The sequence below is a fragment of the Cryobacterium shii genome (genome assembly GCF_004402595.1).
Classification (GTDB): domain Bacteria; phylum Actinomycetota; class Actinomycetes; order Actinomycetales; family Microbacteriaceae; genus Cryobacterium; species Cryobacterium shii.
Genome location: NZ_SOFY01000018.1, coordinates 19,078 through 40,481, shown reverse-complemented (window position 1 = coordinate 40,481; position 21,404 = coordinate 19,078). Strand labels below are relative to the sequence as shown.

At 69.1% G+C, this 21,404-nt stretch carries 15 protein-coding genes; 3 read left to right on the top strand and 12 right to left on the bottom strand.

Annotated features, from left to right (window positions below):
* On the top strand, window positions 1-276 hold a 276-nt coding region (locus tag E3O49_RS04785; protein ID WP_160141021.1), incomplete at its 5' end, for an ATP-binding protein.
* A 638-nt stretch (window positions 277-914) separates the two neighbouring features.
* On the opposite strand, the gene E3O49_RS04775 is transcribed toward E3O49_RS04785, so the two are convergent.
* The 7 genes from E3O49_RS04775 to E3O49_RS04745 all read right to left on the bottom strand — a co-directional run bounded on the left by E3O49_RS04775 (window position 915) and on the right by E3O49_RS04745 (window position 11,871).
* Window positions 915-1,523: a histidine phosphatase family protein gene (locus tag E3O49_RS04775; RefSeq protein ID WP_134367824.1), complete on the bottom strand. Its 609-nt coding sequence runs from the start codon at window positions 1,521-1,523 to the stop codon at window positions 915-917.
* Between the two features lie 29 nt (window positions 1,524-1,552).
* Complete coding sequence (glpX, locus tag E3O49_RS04770; protein WP_160141020.1) at window positions 1,553-2,353, bottom strand: class II fructose-bisphosphatase; 801 nt, start codon at window positions 2,351-2,353, stop codon at window positions 1,553-1,555.
* A gap of 158 nt (window positions 2,354-2,511) precedes the next feature.
* Window positions 2,512-5,871, bottom strand: a complete 3,360-nt coding sequence (locus E3O49_RS04765) for a DEAD/DEAH box helicase (protein WP_134403254.1) — start codon at window positions 5,869-5,871, stop codon at window positions 2,512-2,514.
* 57 nt (window positions 5,872-5,928) lie between these two features.
* Entirely contained in the window at window positions 5,929-7,488 is a 1,560-nt protein-coding gene (locus E3O49_RS04760; RefSeq protein ID WP_134367818.1) for an APC family permease, read from the bottom strand.
* Between the two features lie 16 nt (window positions 7,489-7,504).
* A complete protein-coding gene (locus tag E3O49_RS04755; RefSeq protein WP_160141019.1) occupies window positions 7,505-8,392 on the bottom strand; it encodes a universal stress protein in 888 nt (295 codons plus the stop codon).
* Between the two features lie 10 nt (window positions 8,393-8,402).
* Window positions 8,403-10,367, bottom strand: a complete 1,965-nt coding sequence (locus E3O49_RS04750) for a primary-amine oxidase (RefSeq protein WP_134451068.1) — start codon at window positions 10,365-10,367, stop codon at window positions 8,403-8,405.
* Between the two features lie 64 nt (window positions 10,368-10,431).
* On the bottom strand, window positions 10,432-11,871 hold the full coding sequence (locus E3O49_RS04745; protein WP_134367813.1) for a gamma-aminobutyraldehyde dehydrogenase: 1,440 nt from the start codon (window positions 11,869-11,871) through the stop codon (window positions 10,432-10,434).
* Between the two features lie 266 nt (window positions 11,872-12,137).
* Between E3O49_RS04745 and E3O49_RS04740 the strand changes: the two genes are divergently transcribed.
* Both E3O49_RS04740 and E3O49_RS04735 read left to right on the top strand, forming a co-directional pair.
* Entirely contained in the window at window positions 12,138-14,327 is a 2,190-nt protein-coding gene (locus tag E3O49_RS04740) for an ATP-dependent Clp protease ATP-binding subunit (RefSeq protein ID WP_134367811.1), read from the top strand.
* 203 nt (window positions 14,328-14,530) lie between these two features.
* Window positions 14,531-15,577, top strand: coding sequence for a zinc-dependent alcohol dehydrogenase family protein (locus tag E3O49_RS04735; protein WP_134367809.1), 1,047 nt, complete (start codon window positions 14,531-14,533; stop codon window positions 15,575-15,577).
* Between the two features lie 156 nt (window positions 15,578-15,733).
* Here the strand turns inward: E3O49_RS04735 and E3O49_RS04730 are convergent, their stop codons facing one another.
* The 5 genes from E3O49_RS04730 to E3O49_RS04710 all read right to left on the bottom strand — a co-directional run bounded on the left by E3O49_RS04730 (window position 15,734) and on the right by E3O49_RS04710 (window position 21,377).
* Window positions 15,734-16,327: a nitroreductase family protein gene (locus E3O49_RS04730; protein ID WP_134403252.1), complete on the bottom strand. Its 594-nt coding sequence runs from the start codon at window positions 16,325-16,327 to the stop codon at window positions 15,734-15,736.
* A 140-nt stretch (window positions 16,328-16,467) separates the two neighbouring features.
* Window positions 16,468-18,159 carry a long-chain-fatty-acid--CoA ligase gene (locus tag E3O49_RS04725; protein WP_134403251.1) on the bottom strand — a complete coding sequence of 564 codons (1,692 nt, stop codon included), beginning with the start codon at window positions 18,157-18,159 and terminating at the stop codon, window positions 16,468-16,470.
* Entirely contained in the window at window positions 18,159-19,244 is a 1,086-nt protein-coding gene (locus E3O49_RS04720; protein WP_134451066.1) for a threonine aldolase family protein, read from the bottom strand. Before E3O49_RS04720 ends, E3O49_RS04725 begins: the two co-directional genes overlap by 1 nt.
* A gap of 118 nt (window positions 19,245-19,362) precedes the next feature.
* Window positions 19,363-20,496: an ABC transporter permease gene (locus E3O49_RS04715; RefSeq protein ID WP_241976202.1), complete on the bottom strand. Its 1,134-nt coding sequence runs from the start codon at window positions 20,494-20,496 to the stop codon at window positions 19,363-19,365.
* The gene (locus E3O49_RS04710) at window positions 20,493-21,377 is read right to left on the bottom strand and encodes an ABC transporter ATP-binding protein (protein WP_134451064.1); all 885 of its coding nucleotides are present in this window, start codon (window positions 21,375-21,377) and stop codon (window positions 20,493-20,495) included. The genes E3O49_RS04715 and E3O49_RS04710 overlap by 4 nt, the downstream gene beginning before the upstream one ends.
* Window positions 21,378-21,404 lie beyond the last annotated feature (27 nt).

Here is a 21,404-nt window from a genome sequence, read left to right as displayed (position 1 = left end):
GCCGATTTGATCGTGGTCGACGATATCGGGCTGCTCGAAGTCGGAGCCGACGCGGCCGAAGGACTTTACCGGCTCGTCGATGCCGCCTACGAGAAACGCTCCATCGCGGTCTCCTCGAACCTGCACCCGGCCGGCTTCGACGCCCTCATGCCCAAGACCCTCGCGACCGCGACCGTCGACCGGCTACTGCACCACGCGCACGTTTGCCAGACCTCGGGCGACTCGATCCGCCTCACCCAGGCCCTCGCCGGGAAGGGCGTCACCGCGATGAGTTAGAACGAGCACAACCACGCATGGCCAACGCCACCAAACCCCAGGTGGGCAGATCTGTTGGCCATGAGTGGGCAGTTTTCATGGCCACCAGCGGGCATTCCTACTGGCCGCCAGTGGGCAGTTCGGATTGGCCATTGACACCGGGCGGGGGCGCCGTCGCGGCGCAGGTTCGGTGCGCCGGCGCACGGTGGAACCTGCGCCCGCGCGCACAACCTGCGCCACGACAACGACAACGGGGGAGGGACGGTGCTCGGCCGGCCTCGGCGCGCAAGACCACGACCACCGGGACCAGAATGTCCTCGTGGGGGAGCCTGATAGTGAGTCGCGCCTCCGCCTCCGCCTTCGCCTCCACAACCGTCTGCCAGGTGCACGCAGAGGGCTACTGGCATGCGAACCATCGGGCGAGAGTGCCCATTCCGGTCGAGAGTTGTCAACGACTGGTGAATACTGACCCCGTGGCACCGGCCACTCTCGACCGGAATAGGCACAGTCGAGGCACGAGGCACGAGGCACGAGGCACGAGGCACGAGGCACGAGGCACGAGGCACGAGGCGGGGCCCAGAGGTCTGGGAAGTTAGAGGGCTGGGTGCCTGGGGATCCGGGTGGCTGGCGGTGCCGTGCCCTGGCGGGCGGGCGGGCGGCTACGGGGCCGGGGCCAGGGCGGTGGAGGAGGGGGCGCCGTTGAGCACGTCGAGAGTCCAGCCGGCCTGGTCGTGGGCCACGACCGTGAGGGCCGCGTTGGAGATGGTGCCGATCGGGCGGTCGAGGATGCGCATGAGGCTCAGCCGGATCAGCGTGCCGTGGCTGACGACGATGATGCGGGCACCGGGGTGCTCCTCGGCCAGCGCTAGCAGGGCATCCGCGCCGCGCGCGGCGACCGTCGCTTCCGCCTCGGCGCCATGGAATCCGCCGATGCCGGTGGGGTCGCCCGGGAGACGGAGCGCGTCCAGCTCCGGGCCGGCGCCGAGGCCCTCCGCGGGGCCATAGTCGCGCTCGACGATCTGCCCGATGCGACGGGTGACGGTGAGGCCGAGACCGTCGGCGATCAGATCGGCCGTCTCGGCCGCGCGGCTGAGGGGCGAGGAGACGACGAAGTCCCACTCGTAGTCGGCCAGGTGGCCGACGGCATCCGCTGCCTGGCCCCGTCCGGTGTCGTTGAGCGGGATGTCCGAAAGACCCTGGATGCGGAGCGCGGCATTCCAGTCGGTCTGGCCATGGCGGATAAGGGCGAAGGTAGTTGTGGAACTCACCGCTCCATTGTCCCTCGGCGGCAGGCCGTTCAGGTGACCGGGGCCGACGCGAAGAGCACTCGCGCACTGGAAACGAGATCGGTGGCGGTGAAGATCCGGGTGAGATCCAGGCCGGTGGCGCGTGCTCCGCGTTCCTCGGCGTCGCTCTGCGGGGCCAGCCGTCCCAGCATGACCCCTCCCAGGGCGCGCACGGCGCACGCCGCGATCACGCCCTCCGGCGTGCCGCCGATGCCCATGACCAGGTCGATCTCACCGCCCGGGGTGGCGGCGACGATGGCCGGGGAGACGTCGCCTTCCCGGGCGCGGATCACCCGGGCGCCGGCGAACTCGAGCTCCCGGATGAGTTCGACGTGGCGGGGCTTGTCGAGCACGGAGACGGTGAGTGCGGACTCCGGTACGCCGCGAGCGGCCGCCAGGGCACGCAGGTTCTGCGTCGCGGGGGCACTCAGGTCGAGCACGCCGCGCCCGACGGCGGCGGAGATGAGTTTGTCCATGTAGAAGACCCCGGCCGGGTCGAACATCGTTCCCCGCGGGGCGAGGGCGATCACGCAGACCGCTCCCGGCAATCCGAGGGCGGCGAGGGTGGTGCCGTCGAGCGGGTCGACCGCGATGTCGCACTCCGGTCCGAGGCCCGAGCCGAGGCGCTCCCCATTGGCGAGCATGGGTGCCTGGTCCTTCTCGCCCTCGCCGATGACGACGGTTCCGGTGAACGGCGCGGTCATCAGGACGGCGCGCATGGCCGAAACGGCGGCCTGGTCCGCGGCGTTCTTGTCGCCGCGGCCCACCCACGGCCGGGCCGCGTGCGCGGCCGCCTCGACCGAGGCGCGCACAGCCTCGACCAGCTCGGACGGCCACCCGGCGGCGCCGATGACGGTGGGGTCGGTGCGGGGGCTGGAAGGGGTGTGCTGAGGAATGGGGCACCTCGTTGATCAGGCTGCAGCCAGGTGACTGTTGCTCAAAAGCCTACCGGCGCGGGGCCGTGAGGGGATCAGGCGAGGAGCTCGCGGATGTCGGCGGCGGTGAGCGCCGTGCCGCGGGCCGCCCCATCCGTCATCACGCTCTCGAACAGGCGGGCCTTCGTGGCCTTGAGGGCCATCACCTTCTCCTCGATCGTGTCGCTGGACACCAGCCGGTAGACGAAGACGTTCTTCGTCTGCCCGATGCGGTGCATGCGGTCGACCGCCTGGGCCTCCGTGGCCGGGTTCCACCACGGGTCGAGCAGGATGGCGTAGTCGGCCTCGGTGAGGTTCAGCCCGAAACCGCCGGCCTTGAGGCTGATCAGGAAGACCGAGTCGTCGCCGGTCTTGAAGTCGCTGATGACCTTCGCCCGGTTGCGGGTCTTGCCGTCCAGGTAGGAGTAGCTGATCCCGGCGGCATCCAGTCGGGTGCGCGCCTTGCCCAGGTACTGGGTGAACTGGCTGAAGATGAGGGTGCGGTGCCCGCCGGCCACGATGTCGCCCAGCAGTTCGAGGAGCACGTCGAGCTTGGTCGACGGGGTGTCGGCATACTTCTCGTCGTAGAGACTCGCGTCCAGGCTGAGCTGGCGCAGCATGGTGAGCGAGCGGAAGATCTCGAACCGGTTCGAGTTCAGGTCGTCGATCAGCCCGAGCACCTTCTGCCGTTCCCGCTGCAGGTGGGTGTCGTACACGACCCGGTGCTTCGGGTGCAGGGTCACCTCCAAAACCTGCTCCTGCTTGGCCGGCAGGTCACCGGCCACCTGCTCCTTGGTGCGGCGCAGCATGAACGGGCGGATGCGGCGGCGCAGCTGGTCGAGCTTCTCACCGTCGGCATCCTTCTCGATCGGTTTCTGGTAGTAGTCGACGAACCTCCCGGGGCTCGGGAAGAGCCCCGGCGCGGTGATCGAGAGCAGCGACCAGAACTCCATCAGGTTGTTCTCCAGCGGGGTGCCGGTGATCGCGAGCTTGAACGGGGTCGTCAGGCGGCGGGCGCACTGGTGGGCCCTGGACTTGTGGTTCTTCACGAACTGGGCCTCGTCGAGGAGGAGCCCCGACCAGGCCAGGGCGTCGTAGTCGCCGAAATCCAGGCGGAACAGCGTGTACGAGGTGACGACGACATCGGCGCCGGCGTGCAGGGAGGCCAGGGTGCGGCTGCGCTTCCCGGCGGTCTCCGTGATCGCCTCGACGCGGAGGCCGGGCGCGAACCGGGCGCACTCGGCGGCCCAGTTGGAGACGACGCTGGTGGGTGCCACGACCAGGAACGGCGCCGAGGGCCCCGGCTGCTCCCGCACCCGTTCCATCAGGGCGATCGTCTGCAGGGTCTTGCCGAGCCCCATGTCGTCGGCCAGGATTCCGCCGAGCTGGTGGTCGTAGAGGAAACCCAGCCACTCGAACCCGGACTGCTGGTAGGCGCGGAGGGTGGCCTGAACCTGCTCCGGCACGGCCAGTGGCGGGATCCGGGCGACATCGGTCAGGCCGGACACCGTCTCCCGCCACGCCGCCGCCTGTCCGGCCACGATCCCTAGGGCCTGTAGTTCCTCCCAGAGGTCGGCCTGGAACGGGCTGATTCCCAGGGGTCCGGCGCCGGCGCCGGCATCCTGCAGGCTTCGGGCCTCCTCGATCAGGCGGCGCAGCGCGTGCAGTTCGGGCCGGTCGAGGCTGAAGTAGGTGCCGCTCTCGAGGATCATCAGCTGCTGCCCGGTGGCCAGCGCCCGGAACAGGCCGTCGAACGGGATTTCCTCGCCATCGATGCTGACGCTCACCTGCAGGTCGAACCAGTCGCGGTCGTCGGCGCGGGCGGAGGTGCCGACGCTGATCACCGGCGGAGCGTCGGCCGGGCGGTACTGTGGGGCATCCGCGGAGACGCTCACCTCCACGTCCGGCGACGACTCCAGGACGGGTATCACGGTGTCGAGGAACTCGATCATCGGAGGTCCGGCGAGGGTGGCCTGCTCGATCAGGAGGGGCCGGCCGGCCTGTTCCCCGACCAGGCCGGGGAACTCGACCAGGGGGTCCCGGATGCCGCGAAGGATGCGTTCCTCGCCGGCGGTGTCGCGGTAGCGGGTGTCGTTCGGCGTGGGCCGAAGGGCCTGCCGGTAGCCGGGATAGCGCCAGTCCCAGTGCAGGGTGATCCGGGCATCCGGCTGGTGGGTGAGGGTCAGGGCCAGGACCGGCTGCGGGGACTCCGGCGGCTGGAAGGAGTCGTCCCGGCTGGTCAGGGACACCCGGTTGCGGAGGAACGGGTAGAACTCGGCCAGGAAGGCGGGCTCGTCGGCCGGGGGGATGGCGATCGAGTCGGCCATGGCGAGGTCGCGGAGTTCGCGGTCGATCGGGCCGGTCAGCGGCGCCAGTGTGAGCCGCGGTTCGGCCACGCCGGCCACGTCTTCCCAGCTGTAGACGCCGTGGGCGGGTTCGCCGATGAAGCCGAACCCGCGGCGCGGCAGCGGGCGGTCGCCGAGGACCACCGCCGGGGCCAGGGTGAGCCCGGCCGGCGACCGCCGGATGTCCAGTTGCAGGCCGGCCGCCTCGGCGGACACGAGCACAGGCTCCTGACCGGCCGTGGCGGAGATCAGGGCCAGCCGGGCGGCGCGCGCCTCCTCGAGCAGGTCCCAGAACGACCGGTCGGGGAAGGCGTCGACCCGGATCCACTGGCTGGCGGCCGCGTAGTACGGGCGGCCCGCGGAATGCAGCGCGTACAGGGCCGAGAGCACGCGCAACTGCGCCTGATCGAGTGCCCCGCGGTCGTAGGTCATGTTGTCCCAGGTGATGCTGCCGCGGATCCACTTGCCCTTCTTGCCCATGATCATCGGGCGGGCGACCAGGCGCCGAACGGGGGTCGAGTCGGCGAATGACGTGCGTTCCGGCGCGAGCAGCTGGAACTGCAGGGCCAGGCCCAGACTCGTGCCGGCGGGCTGGACATCCGGCCGGGTCAGGGGCGCCAGGGCGCTCCGCCACGTCGGCGTCGACGAACGGGGCGCCGAACGGGACGACGACGGAAACAATGGCGGAGACGAGTGGACGGCGGGGCCGGTGGGTGGCCCGGTGGGCGGCTCGGACCGGGGGCTCCCGGGTCCGGTCAGGTCCCGGGCCGCTTCGGCGATGGCGATTCCGCTGTCGACGAGCAGGGCCGCGACATGCTTGCAGTTGCGTGTCACCGGGCAGGTGCAGACCCCGGATGCCTTCAGCACGGCCCCGGAGGCGCCCACTGTGAACGACACGCTCACGCTGTACGGACTGGGGCTCGAGCCCTCGACCTCTCCGAAGAGCTGCGTGCCGGTACTGGACCAGGCCGAGGAGGCGACATGTCCAGTGCGGGCATAGCGTTCGCCCCGCGAGAAGGCCTGGCTGCCCACGAGCAGTGCGATCTCGTGAGAGGTCAGGGTGTAAGGCATAGGGGAGACGATTCCATCCGGTGGTCGGTCCTCATTCTCCCATGCGCATGATCACGGTTACTGCATGTGCAGGTGCTCCTTGGAGGACCCCTGCGTGAGCGTCTTGCCCTGGAAGAAGGCCGGGTTGACGCTGCGCTGGATCAGCATGAGCACGATCCCGCCGATGAAGAGCACCATTGCGAGGATGAACACGAGTCCGACCCCACCGATGTTCGAGCCGCTGCCGTACTCAGGGTTCATGCTGTCGTACAGCGTGGTCGCGAAAATGACGAGCAGGATGACGCCGCCGAGCAGCGGCGCCAGGAACTTGAGCAGGAACGCGCGGATGGTGCCGAGGGCCTCGGAACGGAAGTACCAGACACACGCAAACGCGGTGACCCCGTAGTAGAAGCAGATCATCATGCCCAGGGTGAGGATCGTGTCGGTGAGCACGTCGGTGCTGAGCACCCGCATCACGGCGTAGAAACCCCAGGCCACGATGCCGGCCATCAGGGTGGCGAAACCCGGCGACTTGTAGCGGGGGCTGATCGACGCGAACCGCTTGGGGAAGGCCTGGTAGTGCCCCATCGACAGCATTGTGCGCGCCGGCCCGACGAAGGTGGACTGCAGGGACGCGGCTGAACTCGACAGCACCGCCAGCGACATCAGGATGGCGAAGGGGCCCATCACCGGCCCGGCGAGGGCGGCGAACACATTGCCCTGGATCTCCTCGTTGCCGAGACCCAGTGCGCCGGTTCCGACGCCGGAGAACATCAGGGTCGCGACCGCGATCAGGATGTACAGCGCGAAGATGATGCCCACGGTGAGCGTGGCCGCGCGCCCGGGGGTGGTCTTGGGGTTCCTGGTCTCCTCGTTCATGGTGAGGGTGACGTCCCAGCCCCAGAAGATGAAGATCGAGAGCGAGACGCCCGCGGCGAACGCAGTGAACGAGGGGGCGAGGAACGGGTTGAACCAGTCCGCGCTGAAGGCGAGGGCATCGAAGGCGCTGCCTTCGGCGACCTGCACCAGGGCGGCGACGCTGAACCAGACCAGCACGATCAGCTGGAAGGCCACGAGCACGTACTGCACCGCCTTGGTGGTCTCCATGCCGCGGTAGGAGATGTAACAGGCCGCCACCATGAACACCAGACAGGTGAGCACGTTGATCAGCACGTTGCCGGTGAGGTCGGCGAGGTCGGGGTTGCCGAAGAGCTGGGCCAGCATGAGATAGAAGAAGTCGACGGCGACGCCGGCGAGGTTCGATAGGACGACCACGGTCGCCACGATGAGTCCCCAGCCGCCCATCCAGCCCAGCCATGGCCCGAAGGCGCGGGTGGCCCAGGTGAAGGAGGTGCCGGCATCCGGCATGGCGTTGTTGAGTTCACGGTAGCCGAGCGCCACGAGCAGCATCGGGATGAAGCCGACCAGGAAGATGCCCGGCATCTGGGTGCCGACGGCCGCGACGGTCGGGCCGAGGGAGGCCGTGAGGGTGTAGGCCGGCGCGATGCACGAGATGCCGATGACCGTGGCCCCGAGCAGACCGATCGAGCCGGCGCTGAGGCCCTTCGAGGAGATCCCGCCGGTGCCGGAGTCGGATGCCCCCGGCGTTGGGCCGGAGGAGGGGGAGTGGGTAGTCATGTGACTGTCCTTTCGGTCAGTGCGGCTTACGGGCGTCAGTGCCGGTGGGAACCACGATGAGGGGAACGGGGAGTGCGTGCAGCATCCGATGTGCGGTGATGCCGAGGAAGATCGTGGTGGGCTGAGCCAGCCGGCTGGAGCCGACGAAGGCGATCTCGGTCTTCTGCCAGTCGAGGGCCTCGATCGCGGCTTCGACGCTGTGACCGGACGCGACCTCGGTGGTGATCTCGCCATGGGCGCGCGAGCGGGTCGAGAAGTACTCGAGCACGCTGGCGAGGTGGGCCTGGCTCCCGGCGTGATCGACGGGGTGGCCGCGGCCGGCGTCGACCTCGACGAGGGTGACGAAACGCAGGTCGACCGTGAGGCCTTCCGAGAAGGCCAGCAGGGAGTCGAGCAGCGGGGTCCAGCCCGGCCGGGTGCCGATCGCGCAGGTGATCCGGGTGAGCTGCTCGGGGGCTGTGTAGCCGCGCGGCGCGAGGGCGACGGGCACCGAGGATGAGTGCAGCAGCGCGTTCGCCACGCTTCCGATCGTGAACCGGTTCATCAGGCCGCGGCGCGAAGCCCCGACGACGATGCGGTCGGAGTCGAAGGTGGCGGCCGCCTGGAGCAGGCCTTCCGTGGTCGAGTCGGCATAGAGCAGGTGAGTGGTGGCGACCACGTCCGCTGGGACCCGGGCCCGACCCTGCTCGAGCCACTCGAGGGCCTGCTCCTCGAGGAGCGCCTGATAATCGGGCGACGAGGCGGCGCCGACCCGCGCCGGCACGGTGGAGGCGTGGTGCGGGAGCACCAGGCACAGGCGGAGCTCTGACCTGGTCAGGCGCGCGAGGGCGACACCCAGCTCGACGGTGTCATTCCCCCGTTCGGTCGCTTCGTAGGCGACGACGTAGTTGGCTACTCGGGTCACGCTGGTCTCCTCAGTGTTCATGGGCGTGGTCGGAGTGCCCGGCGTGCCCGGCGTGGTCGCCCGCCGCGGGAGCGCAGTGCGCGCTGGGACTCGGTTCCACGTCGAGCGACGGGTTGCGGTCGAAGAATCCGACCGGCTTGAGCCAGAAGGAGACGGTGTCGGCCGGCATGATCGGCCACTCTTCGGGCCGGGTGATGTGGTGGATGCCGAAGACGTACCAGAGCACGAGGTCGGTGTTACGCACGGGGCGTTCGGCCTGGATCCATTCGGGCAGCCCGTGGTCCACGGCGCTCTGGTTCACGAACTCGCCGCACGGCCAGCGTTCTGACTCGTCGTTCGGGGTGACCCAGACCGTGTGCCCGATCACCTGGGCGCGCTGGAACGCGGGCGCCGCCGGGTCGAAGAACGACGGGATGGCCGCGCCGGGGACGAGTTTGTACGACACCGGCGTGCCCAGGCCGTTCATCGAGTTCTCGTTCACGACCTTCCAGGCGCGCTGGGTGTCCCAGTTGTAGTCGTCGAACCCTTCGGTCTCCACCGGCGTGTTCTGCTGGGTGAGGGCGAGGCCGAGCGGGTTGGCCTCGTTGATGGGCTCGATCCGGGTTTCGGTGCGGAACACCGTGTTCTCGGGGCCGTCGATGTCGAGATCCATCCGGGCCACGATGAAGTGCTGGTGGAACGGCGCGTAGGTGCGCTTGTCGACGAGGGTGCCGTTGGGGTGGCCCTGCCCCTCCTCGAGGTGCGTGACCACCATGATGCCGGTGGCGCGAACCTCGCACTCCATGTTGCCGTCCTGGTAGAAGCGCCAGTAGACGAGGTACTCGTAGTTCGCGACCGTGACGTGGAAGGACACGACGAGGCGGCGCATCCGTCTCACCTCGGCGCTGCCGTTGTGGTCGACGTGCTTCCAGAGGACCGCGTTGTCTTCCTCGTGGATGCAGAACGCGTTCGGGATCGTGTACGGCTCGCCCTTGCTGTTGTGCAGCACGGCGTCGAGATAGCGGATCTCGCCGAGGCAGTCGCAGCCCAGCTCGAGCGAGGTGGTCATGAAGCCCAGGCCCCATTCGCCGATGTCGAAGGCGGTGCGGCGGAAGTGGTCGATGCTGGGGTCGCGGTAGGGCACGACCATCTCGGCGAACGACAGCCGGTTGGCGATCGGGCGCAGCCGGTCGCCGTCCCGATAGCCCACATTGTGCAGGGTCATGCCCTCGCGGTAGTTGAAGCCGACCCGCAGCGACCAGTTCTGCCACTCGACGAGGTTGCCGTCGAGGGAGAAGCTCGGTCCGTCAGACTGCACGATGTCGAGCGGTTTGATCGGCGGTCGCTTGCTCTTCTCCCGGATGCGCTCCGGAATCAGGTGCGGCACGTACTCGCCCATCACCTCGGGACGCGGGATCGTGAAGGAGTCCTCGATCTCGAGCAACTCCATGGTGTTCACATCGATCACGAAGTGCAGGCCGCTCACCGGCCCGGCGTACGGGTTGCCGGTGGTGGAGGCCCTGACCCAGATGTCAGCCCAGCCCAGCCGACGCCCGCGGTACTGGTCAGGGATGACGGCGTCACCGTAGGTCCAGGTGTCGATGAAGACATTGTCCAGGTCGACGATGCCGCGCTTGGCGAGGGCGGTGATCACGTCGGGGTGCGCGCGCAGGGCGGCATCCGCTTCGTCCCACTCGTCCACGGTGAAGTTCGCCTGCACGCCGGGCACGTTGCCCCACTCGAGCAGGGTGTCGGTGGTGAGCGACACGACGGCCACCCAGGTGGTGTTCTCGGCGCGGTTGAGCACGACGAGGCGGGCCAGGCGCTCGGGCGCGACGCCGGAGGAGGCGAACTCGGCGATGACGCTCTTGGCCGGTTCGACCAGTTCGATCGAGGCGAAGCGCCAGCCCTCCGCCACTCCCCGCTCACGGGCGAGAATGCCGGCGGCGGCGGTGAACTCGGCTGCGGCCAGCGGGTCTAACGGATGAAAGGTCAACGGGAGTCCTCTGTTCTTGTCGGAGCGGGATCGTGATTGGGACGGTGTCTTCTGGTGCGGCCTGCTATTCGAGGGAGCTCATGACGTGTTTGATGCGCGTGTAGTCCTCCACACCGTACATCGACAGGTCCTTGCCATAGCCGGAGTACTTGAACCCGCCGTGGGGCATCTCCGCGGTCAGCAGGATGTGCGTATTGATCCACACCGCCCCGAAATCCAGGTCCCGGGAGACCCGCATGGCGGTGCCGTGGTCGAGGGTCCAGACGCTCGACGCGAGGGCGTAGTTCACGTCGTTGGCGAGCGTGACCGCGTCTTCCTCGGACCCGAAGGACTGCACGGTGATCACCGGACCGAACGTCTCCTCCTGCACGATGGCATCGCTCTGCCGCACGTGGGTGACGACCGTCGGCTCGAAGAAGAAACCGTCGGTGCCGATCTGGTGGCCGCCGGTGGCGATGACGGCGTGGTCGGGGAGGGCCGCGACCTTTCGTACGACGTCCCCGAAGTGGTTGACGTTGTTCAGCGGGCCGAAGTAGTTGTCCGCGTCGTCGGCTGAGCCGGTGCTGCGGGTGCGGGCCTCGGCGACGAAGGCCTCGACGAATTCGTCGTGAATGGACTCGTGCACGAGCACGCGGGTGATGGCCGTGCAGTCCTGGCCGGCGTTGTAGAAGGAGAAGTCGGCGATCTCGGCAGCGGTCTTCGCGACATCCACGTCGGCGAAGACGATGGCCGGGGCCTTGCCGCCCAACTCGAGGTGGGCCCGCTTGAGGGTCTTTGCGGCGCCGCTGGCAACCGCCATGCCGGCCCGCACGCTGCCGGTGATGGAGACGAGGCCGGGCACCGGGTGCTCGACGATGGCCGCACCCGTGCCCCCGTCGCCGAGGACGATGTTCATCACGCCGTCGGGCAGGATGCCCTGGCTGATCCGAGCGAGTTCGAGGGTGGATTCGGGGGTGGTGTCGCTGGGCTTGAGCACGAGGGTGTTGCCGGCAGCCAGTGCCGGGCCGATCTTCCAGACGGCCATCAGGAACGGGAAGTTCCAGGGCGTGACCTGGCCGACGACCCCGATCGGCTCGCGCCGCACCCAGGAGGTCATGCCCGGCAGGTACTCGCCCGCCGACTTGCCCTCCAGCAGCCGGGCCGCGCCGGCGAAGAAACGCAGCTGGTCGGCTCCGGCCGCGACCTCGTCGCTCGCGATCGTGGCGCGCGGCTGGCCGGTGTTGCGGTGCTGGGCTTCAACGATGGCGTAGCTGTTCGCGTCGATCGCGTCGGCCAGGCGCAGCAGCGCCCGCTGCCGCTCGGACGGGGTCGTGCGGCGCCAGCTGCGGAATGCGGTCTGCGCGGCCGTCATGGCGTCGTCGACATCGCCGGGAGTGGAAACGGGGGCCCGGGCGACGAGCCGGCCGGTCGTGGGATCGACGATGTCGAGCAGTGCGGTGCCGTTCGGTTCGACGAACCGGCCATTGATGAAGTTTTTGAGGGTGGGGGTTGCCACGGGTCTCATCCTCTGCGCTGAGTGAAGAAACAGATCATTTCTTCGGTAAGTATGGCAGTTGACAGACGAGACCGGATACCAGGGGCGTTTCGAGGCCCGCCCTGCTGCCCTGGAGCGTGCCGCCGGAACGCCGACGGACGTGCCGCCGGAATGAGCTGGAGGACGGGCCTCGCGCCGCTAGTGCGATGTCGGATTCTCACCTAATCTTGAGTCCAACAGGCTCAGCTTTCGCCGCGAGGCGGCGTGAGCGGCCGGCCCCGAGAGAGGATCCTCTGATGCAAGCAGGTCAGCAACCGCCCCAGGAAGAAGCCAAGACGGCGCTCGAGCAGTACGGCGTCAATCTCACCGAGATCGCCAAGAGCGGCAAGCTCGACCCGGTGATCGGGCGCGACGCGGAGATTCGCCGGGTCAGCCAGGTGCTCACCCGTCGCACCAAGAACAACCCGGTGCTGATCGGGGAACCCGGTGTCGGCAAGACCGCGGTGGTGGAGGGGCTGGCCCAGCGCATCGTCGCCGGCGACGTGGCCGACTCGCTCAAGGGCAAGCAGCTGGTCTCCCTCGACCTGGCTGCCCTCGTGGCAGGGGCGAAGTACCGCGGCGAGTTCGAGGAACGGCTCAAGGCGGTGCTCAAGGAGATCAACGACGCCGAGGGCCAGATCATCACCTTCGTCGACGAACTGCACACCCTGATGGGTGCCGGCGGCGGGGAGGGATCCGTGGCCGCCTCCAACATGCTCAAGCCCATGCTCGCCCGCGGCGAGCTGCGCCTGATCGGCGCCACGACGCTGAACGAGTACCGCGAATTCATCGAGAAGGATGCGGCGCTCGAGCGCCGCTTCCAACCGGTGCTGGTCGACGAGCCCAGCGTCGAGGACACCGTTGCCATCCTGCGCGGGCTCAAGGAGCGTTACGAGGCCCACCACAAGGTGTCGATCGCGGACGCGGCGCTGGTGGCCGCGGCATCCCTCTCGAATCGGTACATCACCGCACGCCAGCTGCCGGACAAGGCCATCGACCTCATCGACGAGGCCGCCAGCCGGCTGCGGATGGAGATCGACTCCGCCCCGGTCGAGATCGACGAGCTGCGGCGCAGCGTGGACAGGTTGAAACTCGAGGAACTCGCCCTCAAGAAGGAGAAGGACGACGCCTCGAAGGCGCGGCTCGAGAAGCTGCGGACGGACCTCGCGGAACGAGAGGTGAACCTGAAAGAGCTGCAGGCGCGCTGGGACAAGGAGCGCGCGTCGCTGAACCGGGTCGGCGAGCTCAAAGAGCGGCTCGACACCGCGCGGATCGCGGCGGATCGCGCCCAGCGCGAGGGCAACCTGGAGAAGGCGTCGAGGCTGCTGTACGGGGACATCCCGGTGATGGAGAAGGAGCTGGCCGCAGCGGAGAAGTCGGAGTCTGAGGGCCCCCGGATGGTCAACGAGCAGGTCACCGCGGAGGACATCGCCGCGGTGGTGGCCATGTGGACCGGCATCCCGGTCGGCCGTCTGCTGCAGGGCGAGACGGAGAAGCTGCTCAACCTCGAGGGTGAGCTGGGGCACCGCCTGATCGGGCAGAAGCAGGCCGTGCGGGCCGTCGCCGATGCGGTGCGCCGCAGCCGGGCCGGAATCTCCGACCCGGACCGGCCCACCGGCTCGTTCCTGTTCCTCGGACCGACCGGCGTGGGCAAGACGGAGCTCGCCAAGGCGCTCGCCGAATTCCTCTTCGACGACGAGAAGGCCATGGTGCGCATCGACATGAGCGAGTACGGGGAGAAGTTCTCCGTGTCCCGACTGGTCGGGGCGCCCCCCGGCTACGTCGGCTACGAGCAGGGCGGGCAACTGACGGAGGCCGTTCGCCGCCGCCCGTATTCGGTGATCCTGTTCGACGAGGTGGAGAAGGCGCATCCGGAGGTCTTCGACGTCTTGCTGCAGGTGCTCGACGACGGCCGGTTGACGGATGGCCAGGGCCGCACCGTGGACTTCCGCAACACGATCCTCGTGCTGACCTCGAACCTCGGGTCGGCGTTCCTGATCGACCCGGTGCTCAGCCGGGACGAGAAGGAGGCGGCCGTGCAGGCGCTCGTGCGCCAGACGTTCAAGCCCGAGTTCGTCAACCGTCTCGACGACATCGTCGTGTTCGAGTCGCTGTCGATGGAGGACCTCGGCCAGATCGTCGGGCTGCTCGTGGACCGGCTGGAGAAGCGACTGGTCGAGCGCCGGCTCGAGTTGGGGGTGACCCCGGATGCCCGCACCTGGCTGGCCGAGCGCGGCTACGACCCGATCTACGGGGCCCGCCCGTTGCGGCGCCTAATGCAGACCGAGATCGACGACCGCCTGGCGACCGCGATTCTGTCCGGCACCGTGCGCGACGGGGACACGGTTCGCGTGGACCTGGCGTCGGACGGGGACTCGCTGGTCGTCGCATCCGTGCCCCTGCTAGTGGTGGACCCGGCCGACCTCGACGACGACGCGCTGCTGTAACCAATTCGACGGAGATTTTGCCGAAAACGGCCCCGAACCCGGCGCGAACGGGCTTTTAACGCAAAATCTCCGTCGAATTGGTGAGCGTGGCCGCCGATCGGCGTGGTGCGCACCGGTTGCGCGAGCAGCGGAATTCGGCGGGAATACGGGCGGAGGGGGGGCCGGAACCGATGAGGTTCAGGGGGCTGGCCTAGGCTCGAACCATGCGTGCAACAGTGATTTACGGGGAACGGGACATCCGCCTCGAAGAAGTACCCGATCCGATTCTCTCCACCGGCGGTGACGCCATCGTGCGTGTCGTCGCAGCCTGCGTCTGCGGCTCAGACCTGTGGCCCTACCGGGGCATCCAGCCCACCGACGAGCCGAAACGAATCGGCCACGAGTTCGTCGGCATCGTCGAGGAAATCGGCGCCGACGTCACGAAGATCAAGGTCGGCGACTTCGTCATCGCGCCGTTCTATGACTGCGACAACACCTGCCTCAACTGCCAGAACGGCACCAGCACCTCCTGCCTGCACGGCGGCTGGTGGGGCGCGGACGACCAGCTCGGCGGCTTCGCCGACGGCGCCCAGGGCGAGAAGGTGCGCGTGCCGCACGCCGACGGTTCCCTCGTGGCGACGCCGACGCTGCCCACCGAGGACCAGGTCCCCGGCCTGCTGACCCTCGCCGACGTGATGGGCACCGGGCACCACGCCGCGGTCTCCGCCGGCGTGACGACCGGCAGCACCGTTGTTGTCGTCGGCGACGGTGCGGTCGGCCTCTGCGCCATCATCGCGGCCAAGCGACTCGGGGCCTCCCGGATCGTCGCCATGTCCCGCCACCCCGAACGGCGGCTCGTGGCCCGCGAATTCGGTGCGACCGACGTGGTCGAGGAGCGCGGCGAGGCCGGCGTGGCCCGGATCCGTGAGCTCTTCGACGGCATCGGCGCGGATTGCGTGCTCGAGTGCGTCGGCACCAAGGAGTCGATGGAGCAGGCCATCGCGTCGGCTCGGCCCGGCGGAATGGTCGGCTACGTGGGCGTTCCCACCGGCGGCCCGATCGAGGTTCGGCCGCTGTTCGGCCGCAATGTGGGACTGAACGGCGGCGTCGCATCCGTGCGCGGATACGTTGAGGAACTGCTGCCGGAGGTGCTCTCGGGCGCCATCAACCCGGGGCGCGTGTTCGACCTGCAGCTGCCGCTGACCGAGGTGGCCGAGGCCTACGCCGCCATGGACGAGCGCCGCGCCATCAAGGTGCTGCTGCGCCCGTAGCCGGCGCGCCTTCGGCACAGGTGAAGGGCCCCCTCACGAGTCGTGAGGGGGCCCTTCGCGCGAGCGGATGCGGCGAGAGTGCCCGTTCCGGTCGAGAGTTGCCGGCGTAGCGGGCACTCTCGACCGGAACGGGCACTTTGGTGCAGCCAGCAGGGGTCAGTCGTTGACGAGGAGCAGCTCGGCGAGGGGTTTGCGGGTGCGGGGGGCGGATTCGCGCTCCTGCAGCTCGGGGGAGAGCAGGCCGACGTCGCCGAGCATGCCCAGCGCGGTCACGGACACGACGGCCTGGTTCTCGGCCAGGCCGAAGGAGAGGGCCAGCGCCGGCCCGTCGAATCCGCCGAGCTGGTGGGTGTGCAAGCCCTCGTGCTGCGCCTGGATCGTCAGGTGCGCGACCGCCTGGCCGAGGTCGTAGCGGGCCCACGGGTTGGCGCGCTCCTCGCCGACCGGCAGGGTGGCGACGTTCACGATCAGCACGGATGCGGCATCCGCCCAGGCCTTGTTGAATCCCATCAGGGTGGCGTGGATCCTGGCGAAGCTGTCGGACCCGCGCCGGGCGACGATGAAGCGGGCCGGCTGGATGTTGCTGGCCGACGGAGCCCACCGGGCGGCCTCGAACACGGTGGTCAGGGTGTCTTCGTCGACCAGGGCGGCCGGGTCGAAGCCGCGCGGGCTCCAGCGGGCCGAGAGGACGGGCAGGATGGGCGACGCCGTGTCGGCGGCGCGGCTGATGGTGTCGGTGATGAGGGTCATGGAGCCGTCTTTCGGTGGAGAGTGGAGGGGCAACGCTGACCCATCCACTTCAACGCGGGGCGCCGGGATCTATTCCGCGGCATCGCTCAGGACCGCGTGCTCGCCGAACCTCTCCCAGGAGGGGCGCGGTGCGGGCGGGGCTACTGCTCGGTGAGTCCGTTGCGCACCTCGCGGCGGAGCACCTTGCCGATCAGGGAGCGGGGGAGCTCGTCGACCTGCACGATCCGGCGGGGCACCTTGTAGGCCGAGAGCCGGGTGCGGCAATGGGTGCGCAGGGCCTCGACATCGAGGCTGGTCCCCTCCGCCAGGACGACGACGGCGACGACATCCTCGCCCCCGTTCGCGCTGGGCAGCCCGACGGCGGCGGCGTCGGCGACGTCCGGGTGCGACAGAAGGGCCGCCTCCACCTCCGACGGCGACACGTTGAAGCCTCCGGTGATGATGAGCTCCTTGATGCGGTCGACGACCGTGATGAACCCATCGGCCGAGACGCGCACGATGTCGCCGGTGCGCAGCCAGCCGCCCTCGAGCAGCACCTTGGCCGTTTCGCTCGGCTGGTCCCAGTAGCCGGAGAAGACCTGCGGGCCGCGGATGAGCAGCTCGCCCTCCTCCTCGATGCCGCGGTCGACGGTCGGGTCCGCCGGGTCGATCACCCGGATCTCCGTGCTCGGGAACGGCACGCCCACCGTGCCGGGACGCCTTGTCGGGCCCATCGGGTTGCCGACGGCGATCGGGGAGGCCTCGGTCACGCCGTAGCCCTCGACCAGCAGTCCGCCGGTCGCCTTCTCCCAGCGCTCCACGATCGACACCGGCAGGCTCATCGCGCCCGAAATGGCGAAACGGATGCTGCGCAGGCTCACGTTCTTCTTCTCCGCGGCGCGCATCAGCCGGTCGTAGATCGGCGGGACCGCCGGCATGAACGTGGGCGGGGTGCGGCGGGCCGCATCGAGCAGCAGCTTCTCGTCGAACTTGGGGAACAGCACCAGCCGGGCGCCGGTGGCCATCGCGTAGGTGAGGCACAGAGTCAGGCCGTAGGCGTGGAACATGGGCAGCACGGCGTAGAAGACCTCTTCGCCCCGGTGCAGCCCGGGCACCCACGCCTCGCCCTGCAGCGCGTTCGCGCGCAGGTTGAAGTGGCTGAGAATGGCGCCCTTCGGGGTGCCGGTGGTGCCGCTGGTGTACTGCAGAACGGCCGTGTCGGTGATCTGCGGGCGCGGGTGGTTGTGGCGGAGCTTCCGTGAATCCACCAGCGAACGCCAGGTCAGCGCGCCCTTGCGCAGCGGGCCGGCGGTGAGCGCGTCGCGGGACTCGCGGGCCTTGGCCACGGGCAGGCGCAGGAGGAAACGCTTGGAGAGGGGCATCGCATCCGTCAGGTCGACGGCGACCACGGTGCGCAGGCCCATGTCGGCGGGGAAGTCGGACACGGTCTGGTAGACCTTGTCCCAGACGATGGCCAGGGTGGCGCCGTGGTCCTCGAACTGGTGCCGCAGCTCGCGTTCGGTGTAGAGCGGGTTGTGCTCGACGACGACCGCGCCCAGGCGCAGCGCGGCGTAGAACGCGACGACGTGCTGCGGGCAGTTCGGCAGCACGAGCGCCACCCGGTCGCCGGGCTTGACGCCGAGCCGGAGCAGCCCGTTGGCCACCCGCGAAATCTGCTCGCCGAGCTGCGCATACGTGGTCGTGGCGCCGAAGAAATCGAGGGCCACGTTCTCGCGGAAGTGGTGCGCGGACATCTCGATCATGTCGGAGAGCGTCTCGGTCGGCTCGGTGATGGTGCTCGGTACGCCCGAGGCGTAGGAGCCGAGCCAGGGCTTGTTCTCGAAAACGTTCATCAGACGGCCAGCTCTCTGATCAGGGCCACGACGAAGGCGTCGATGTCGGCTTCCTCGGTGTCGTAGCCGCACATCCAGCGCACCTCATTGGTGGCCGGGTCCCAGTCGTAGAAACGGAACGAACCGCGCAGGCGGTCGGCCACCCCCGGCGGCAGCACCGCGAAGATGGCGTTGGCCTGGGTGGCCTGGGTGAACGTCACTCCGGTGACGGACCTGTCGGCGATCCCGGCCTCGAGGGCGGTGCGCAGCCGCTTGGCCATGGCGTTGGCGTGGCCGGCGTTGCGCAGCCAGAGGTCGCCGCCGAGCAGCGCGATCAGCTGGGCCGAGATGAAACGCATCTTCGAGGCGAGCTGCATGTTCAGTTTTCGCAGGTAGATCAGGCCGGCGGATGCCTCGGGGTTCAGCACCACGACGCACTCGCCGTACATCATGCCGTTCTTCGTGCCGCCGAAGCTGAGCACGTCGACGCCGGCGTCGCGGGTGAAGGCGCGGAACGGCAGTCCCAGCGAGGCTGCGGCGTTGGAGAGGCGGGCGCCGTCCATGTGCAGTTTCATCCCGTTGGCGTGCGCGTGGTCGGCGATGGCCCGCACCTCCTCCACGGTGTAGGCGGTGCCGAGCTCGGTGGTCTGGGTGATCGACACGACCAGCGGCTGCGCCCGGTGCTCGTCGCCCCAGCCCCAGGCCTGCTGGTCGATCAGCGCGGGGGTGAGCTTGCCGTCCGGGGTGTCGACGGTGAGGAGCTTGATGCCGGCCACCTTTTCGGGGGCGCCCGCTTCATCCGTGTTGATGTGGGCGGTCGACGCGCAGATCACGGCGCCCCAGCGCGGCAGCATCGACTGCAGGCCGATCACGTTCGCGCCGGTACCGTTGAAGACCGGGAATGCTTCGACGCCCGCGCCGAAGTGTTCGGCAAACACCTGCTGCAGCCGGGCGGTATAGACGTCCTCGCCGTAGGCGATCTGGTGCGCACCGTTGGCGGACACGATCGCATCGAGAATCTCGGGGTGGACCCCGGAGTAGTTGTCGGAGGCGAACCCGCGCGAAGAAAGGTCATGGAGTTGAGTCACCCCTCCATCTTTGCGCATCGGGCTGTTCCGCTTCTGTGCGGGCGTCGTGCGAATTCGACGGAGATTTTGCGTCAAACGGCCGATTTCGGGCCGAAACCGGCTTGGGGGAGCAAAATTTCCGTCGAATTGGTTAGGGCTAGCCGCGGAGGGCCTGGCGGAAGGTGACCCGGGCGCCCATCCGGAGCAGGGAGTTCGCGTAGATGCGGGAGCCGAGCAGGATGACCATTAGCGTCGCGGCGAGCAGGATGGCCAGGGAGGCCAGCGGCTCCCACCACGCGGCCGTGCCCAGGAAGAGGCGCATCGGCATGCCGACCGGAGCCGAGAACGGGATGTACGACATGATCGCGAGCACCGTGGGGTTGTCGTTGAAGAAGATGACCAGGAAGTAGGGGATCATCACGAGCACCAGCACGGGGGAGGTGGCCGACCCGACGTCCTCCTGACGGGACACCATCGACGCGGTGGCGGCGAAGAGTGCGGCGAGCATCACGAAGCCGAACGCGAAGAACACCGCGAACAGGGCGATCGACGGACCGATCGCGCCCAGCAGCCCGCTCTGGCCGGTCGCGGCCATGCCGATCGCCACCAGGGCCCCGATCATGACGATCTGCCCGAACGCCATCACGCTATTGCCGACGATCTTGCCGCCGAGCAGCGCCCGCACCGGGATGGTCGTCATCAGGATCTCCACCACGCGGGTCTGCTTCTCCTCCACCACGCTCTGCGCGATGGTCGAGCCGAACGTGATCGCCGACATGAAGAAGACCAGCCCGAATCCGATGGCCACCAGGTAGGCCAGGCCGCCGCTCTGCGGGGACGGCTCGAGCAGGCTCACCGGCGGGCTCACGCTCAGGGCGCCCAGCAGCACCAGCGGGGCGGAGTCGAGGGCGATGACGCGGACGTCGAGCGGTGAGGTGTCCCCGGTGGCGGGGACGACGGCAGCGGAGACCGTTCCGGCGCGCACCAGCGCCTCGGCCGCGGCGACGTCGTCGGCCTTCACGGCCGTGAAGGCTTCGGTTAGCTCCACCAGCCGGCCGGCCGCCCCCACCACCGCCACCTTCGGATGGGCCTGGTTCTGGCTCGCGATGCCCCCGGCGACGACGGAGCCGATCGAGATGAGCAGCAGGATGCCGGTCGAGATCAGGAACGCCTTGCTGCGCAGCCGGGCGACGATCTCGCGGGTGGCGACCAGCCAGACGCTCCGGCCGAAGCCGGGCGCCGGATGCCGGGGGCGGGCGCGCACCCCGTCGGTGGTGCGGGCGGGTCTCACTGCGCGACCTCCTTGAAGATCGCGGCGAGGCTGGGTCGCTGTCGGCTGAAGGAGACCACCGGTCCGCGCTCGACGGCCAGCCGCAGCACGGCCTGGCTGGCGGCATCCGTGTCGGCTTCGAACACGGCGAGGCCGCCGTCGAGGTCGATCACCGTGATGCCGGGCACGTTCCGGACCCAGCCGGCATCCCCGGCGCAGCGCAGCTCGAAGCGGAGGCTGCTGTGACGCTCGCGCAGCTCATCCCGGGAGCCGTTCGCGCGGATCTCCCCGTCGGCGATGATCACGAGGTCGTCGCAGAGGCGTTCGACGATGTCGAGCTGGTGCGAGGAGAACAGCACCGGCGCGCCCTGCGCGGCGAAGCCTGCGAGCACCTCCATGACCGCCTCCACCGCGATCGGGTCGAGGCCGGAGAACGGCTCGTCGAGCACCAGGAACTCGGGGTCGTGCACGAGGGCGGCCGCGATCTGGGCGCGCTGCTGGTTGCCCAGCGACAGGGACTGCACGAGGTCGCCGGCGCGCTCGCCGAGGCCGAGGCGCTCGAGCAGTTCGGCGGTGTTGCGGCGGGCGGATGCCGGGCTCAGCCCGTGCAGGCGGGCCAGGTAGACGAGTTGCTCACCGACCTTCATCTTCGGGTAGAGGCCTCGCTCCTCGGGCATGTAGCCGAAGCGGCGGCGGTCGTCGACGCTGAGCGGGACGCCGTCCCGGAGGACGGTGCCGGAGTCGGCGGAGAGCACGCCCACGATGATGCGCATGGTGGTGGTCTTGCCGGCTCCGTTGGCGCCGACGAAGCCGGTCAGCCGGCCGCCTCCGACGCCGAAACTCAGGTCGGTCAGCACCATTCGGGTGCCGTACCGCTTGGTCACACCCCTGATCTCGAGCATGCCCGCCCCTCCGTCGCCTGTGCGCAC

Coding starts and splice junctions, on each gene's coding strand:
- E3O49_RS04760 (WP_134367818.1), bottom strand. CDS start 7,488: ATGACTACCCACTCCCCCTCCTCCGGCCCAACGCCGGGGGCATCCGAC.
- E3O49_RS04745 (WP_134367813.1), bottom strand. CDS start 11,871: ATGAGACCCGTGGCAACCCCCACCCTCAAAAACTTCATCAATGGCCGG.
- E3O49_RS04730 (WP_134403252.1), bottom strand. CDS start 16,327: ATGACCCTCATCACCGACACCATCAGCCGCGCCGCCGACACGGCGTCG.
- E3O49_RS04725 (WP_134403251.1), bottom strand. CDS start 18,159: ATGAACGTTTTCGAGAACAAGCCCTGGCTCGGCTCCTACGCCTCGGGC.
- E3O49_RS04740 (WP_134367811.1), top strand. CDS start 12,138: ATGCAAGCAGGTCAGCAACCGCCCCAGGAAGAAGCCAAGACGGCGCTC.
- E3O49_RS04710 (WP_134451064.1), bottom strand. CDS start 21,377: ATGCTCGAGATCAGGGGTGTGACCAAGCGGTACGGCACCCGAATGGTG.
- E3O49_RS04720 (WP_134451066.1), bottom strand. CDS start 19,244: ATGCGCAAAGATGGAGGGGTGACTCAACTCCATGACCTTTCTTCGCGC.
- E3O49_RS04765 (WP_134403254.1), bottom strand. CDS start 5,871: ATGCCTTACACCCTGACCTCTCACGAGATCGCACTGCTCGTGGGCAGC.
- E3O49_RS04735 (WP_134367809.1), top strand. CDS start 14,531: ATGCGTGCAACAGTGATTTACGGGGAACGGGACATCCGCCTCGAAGAA.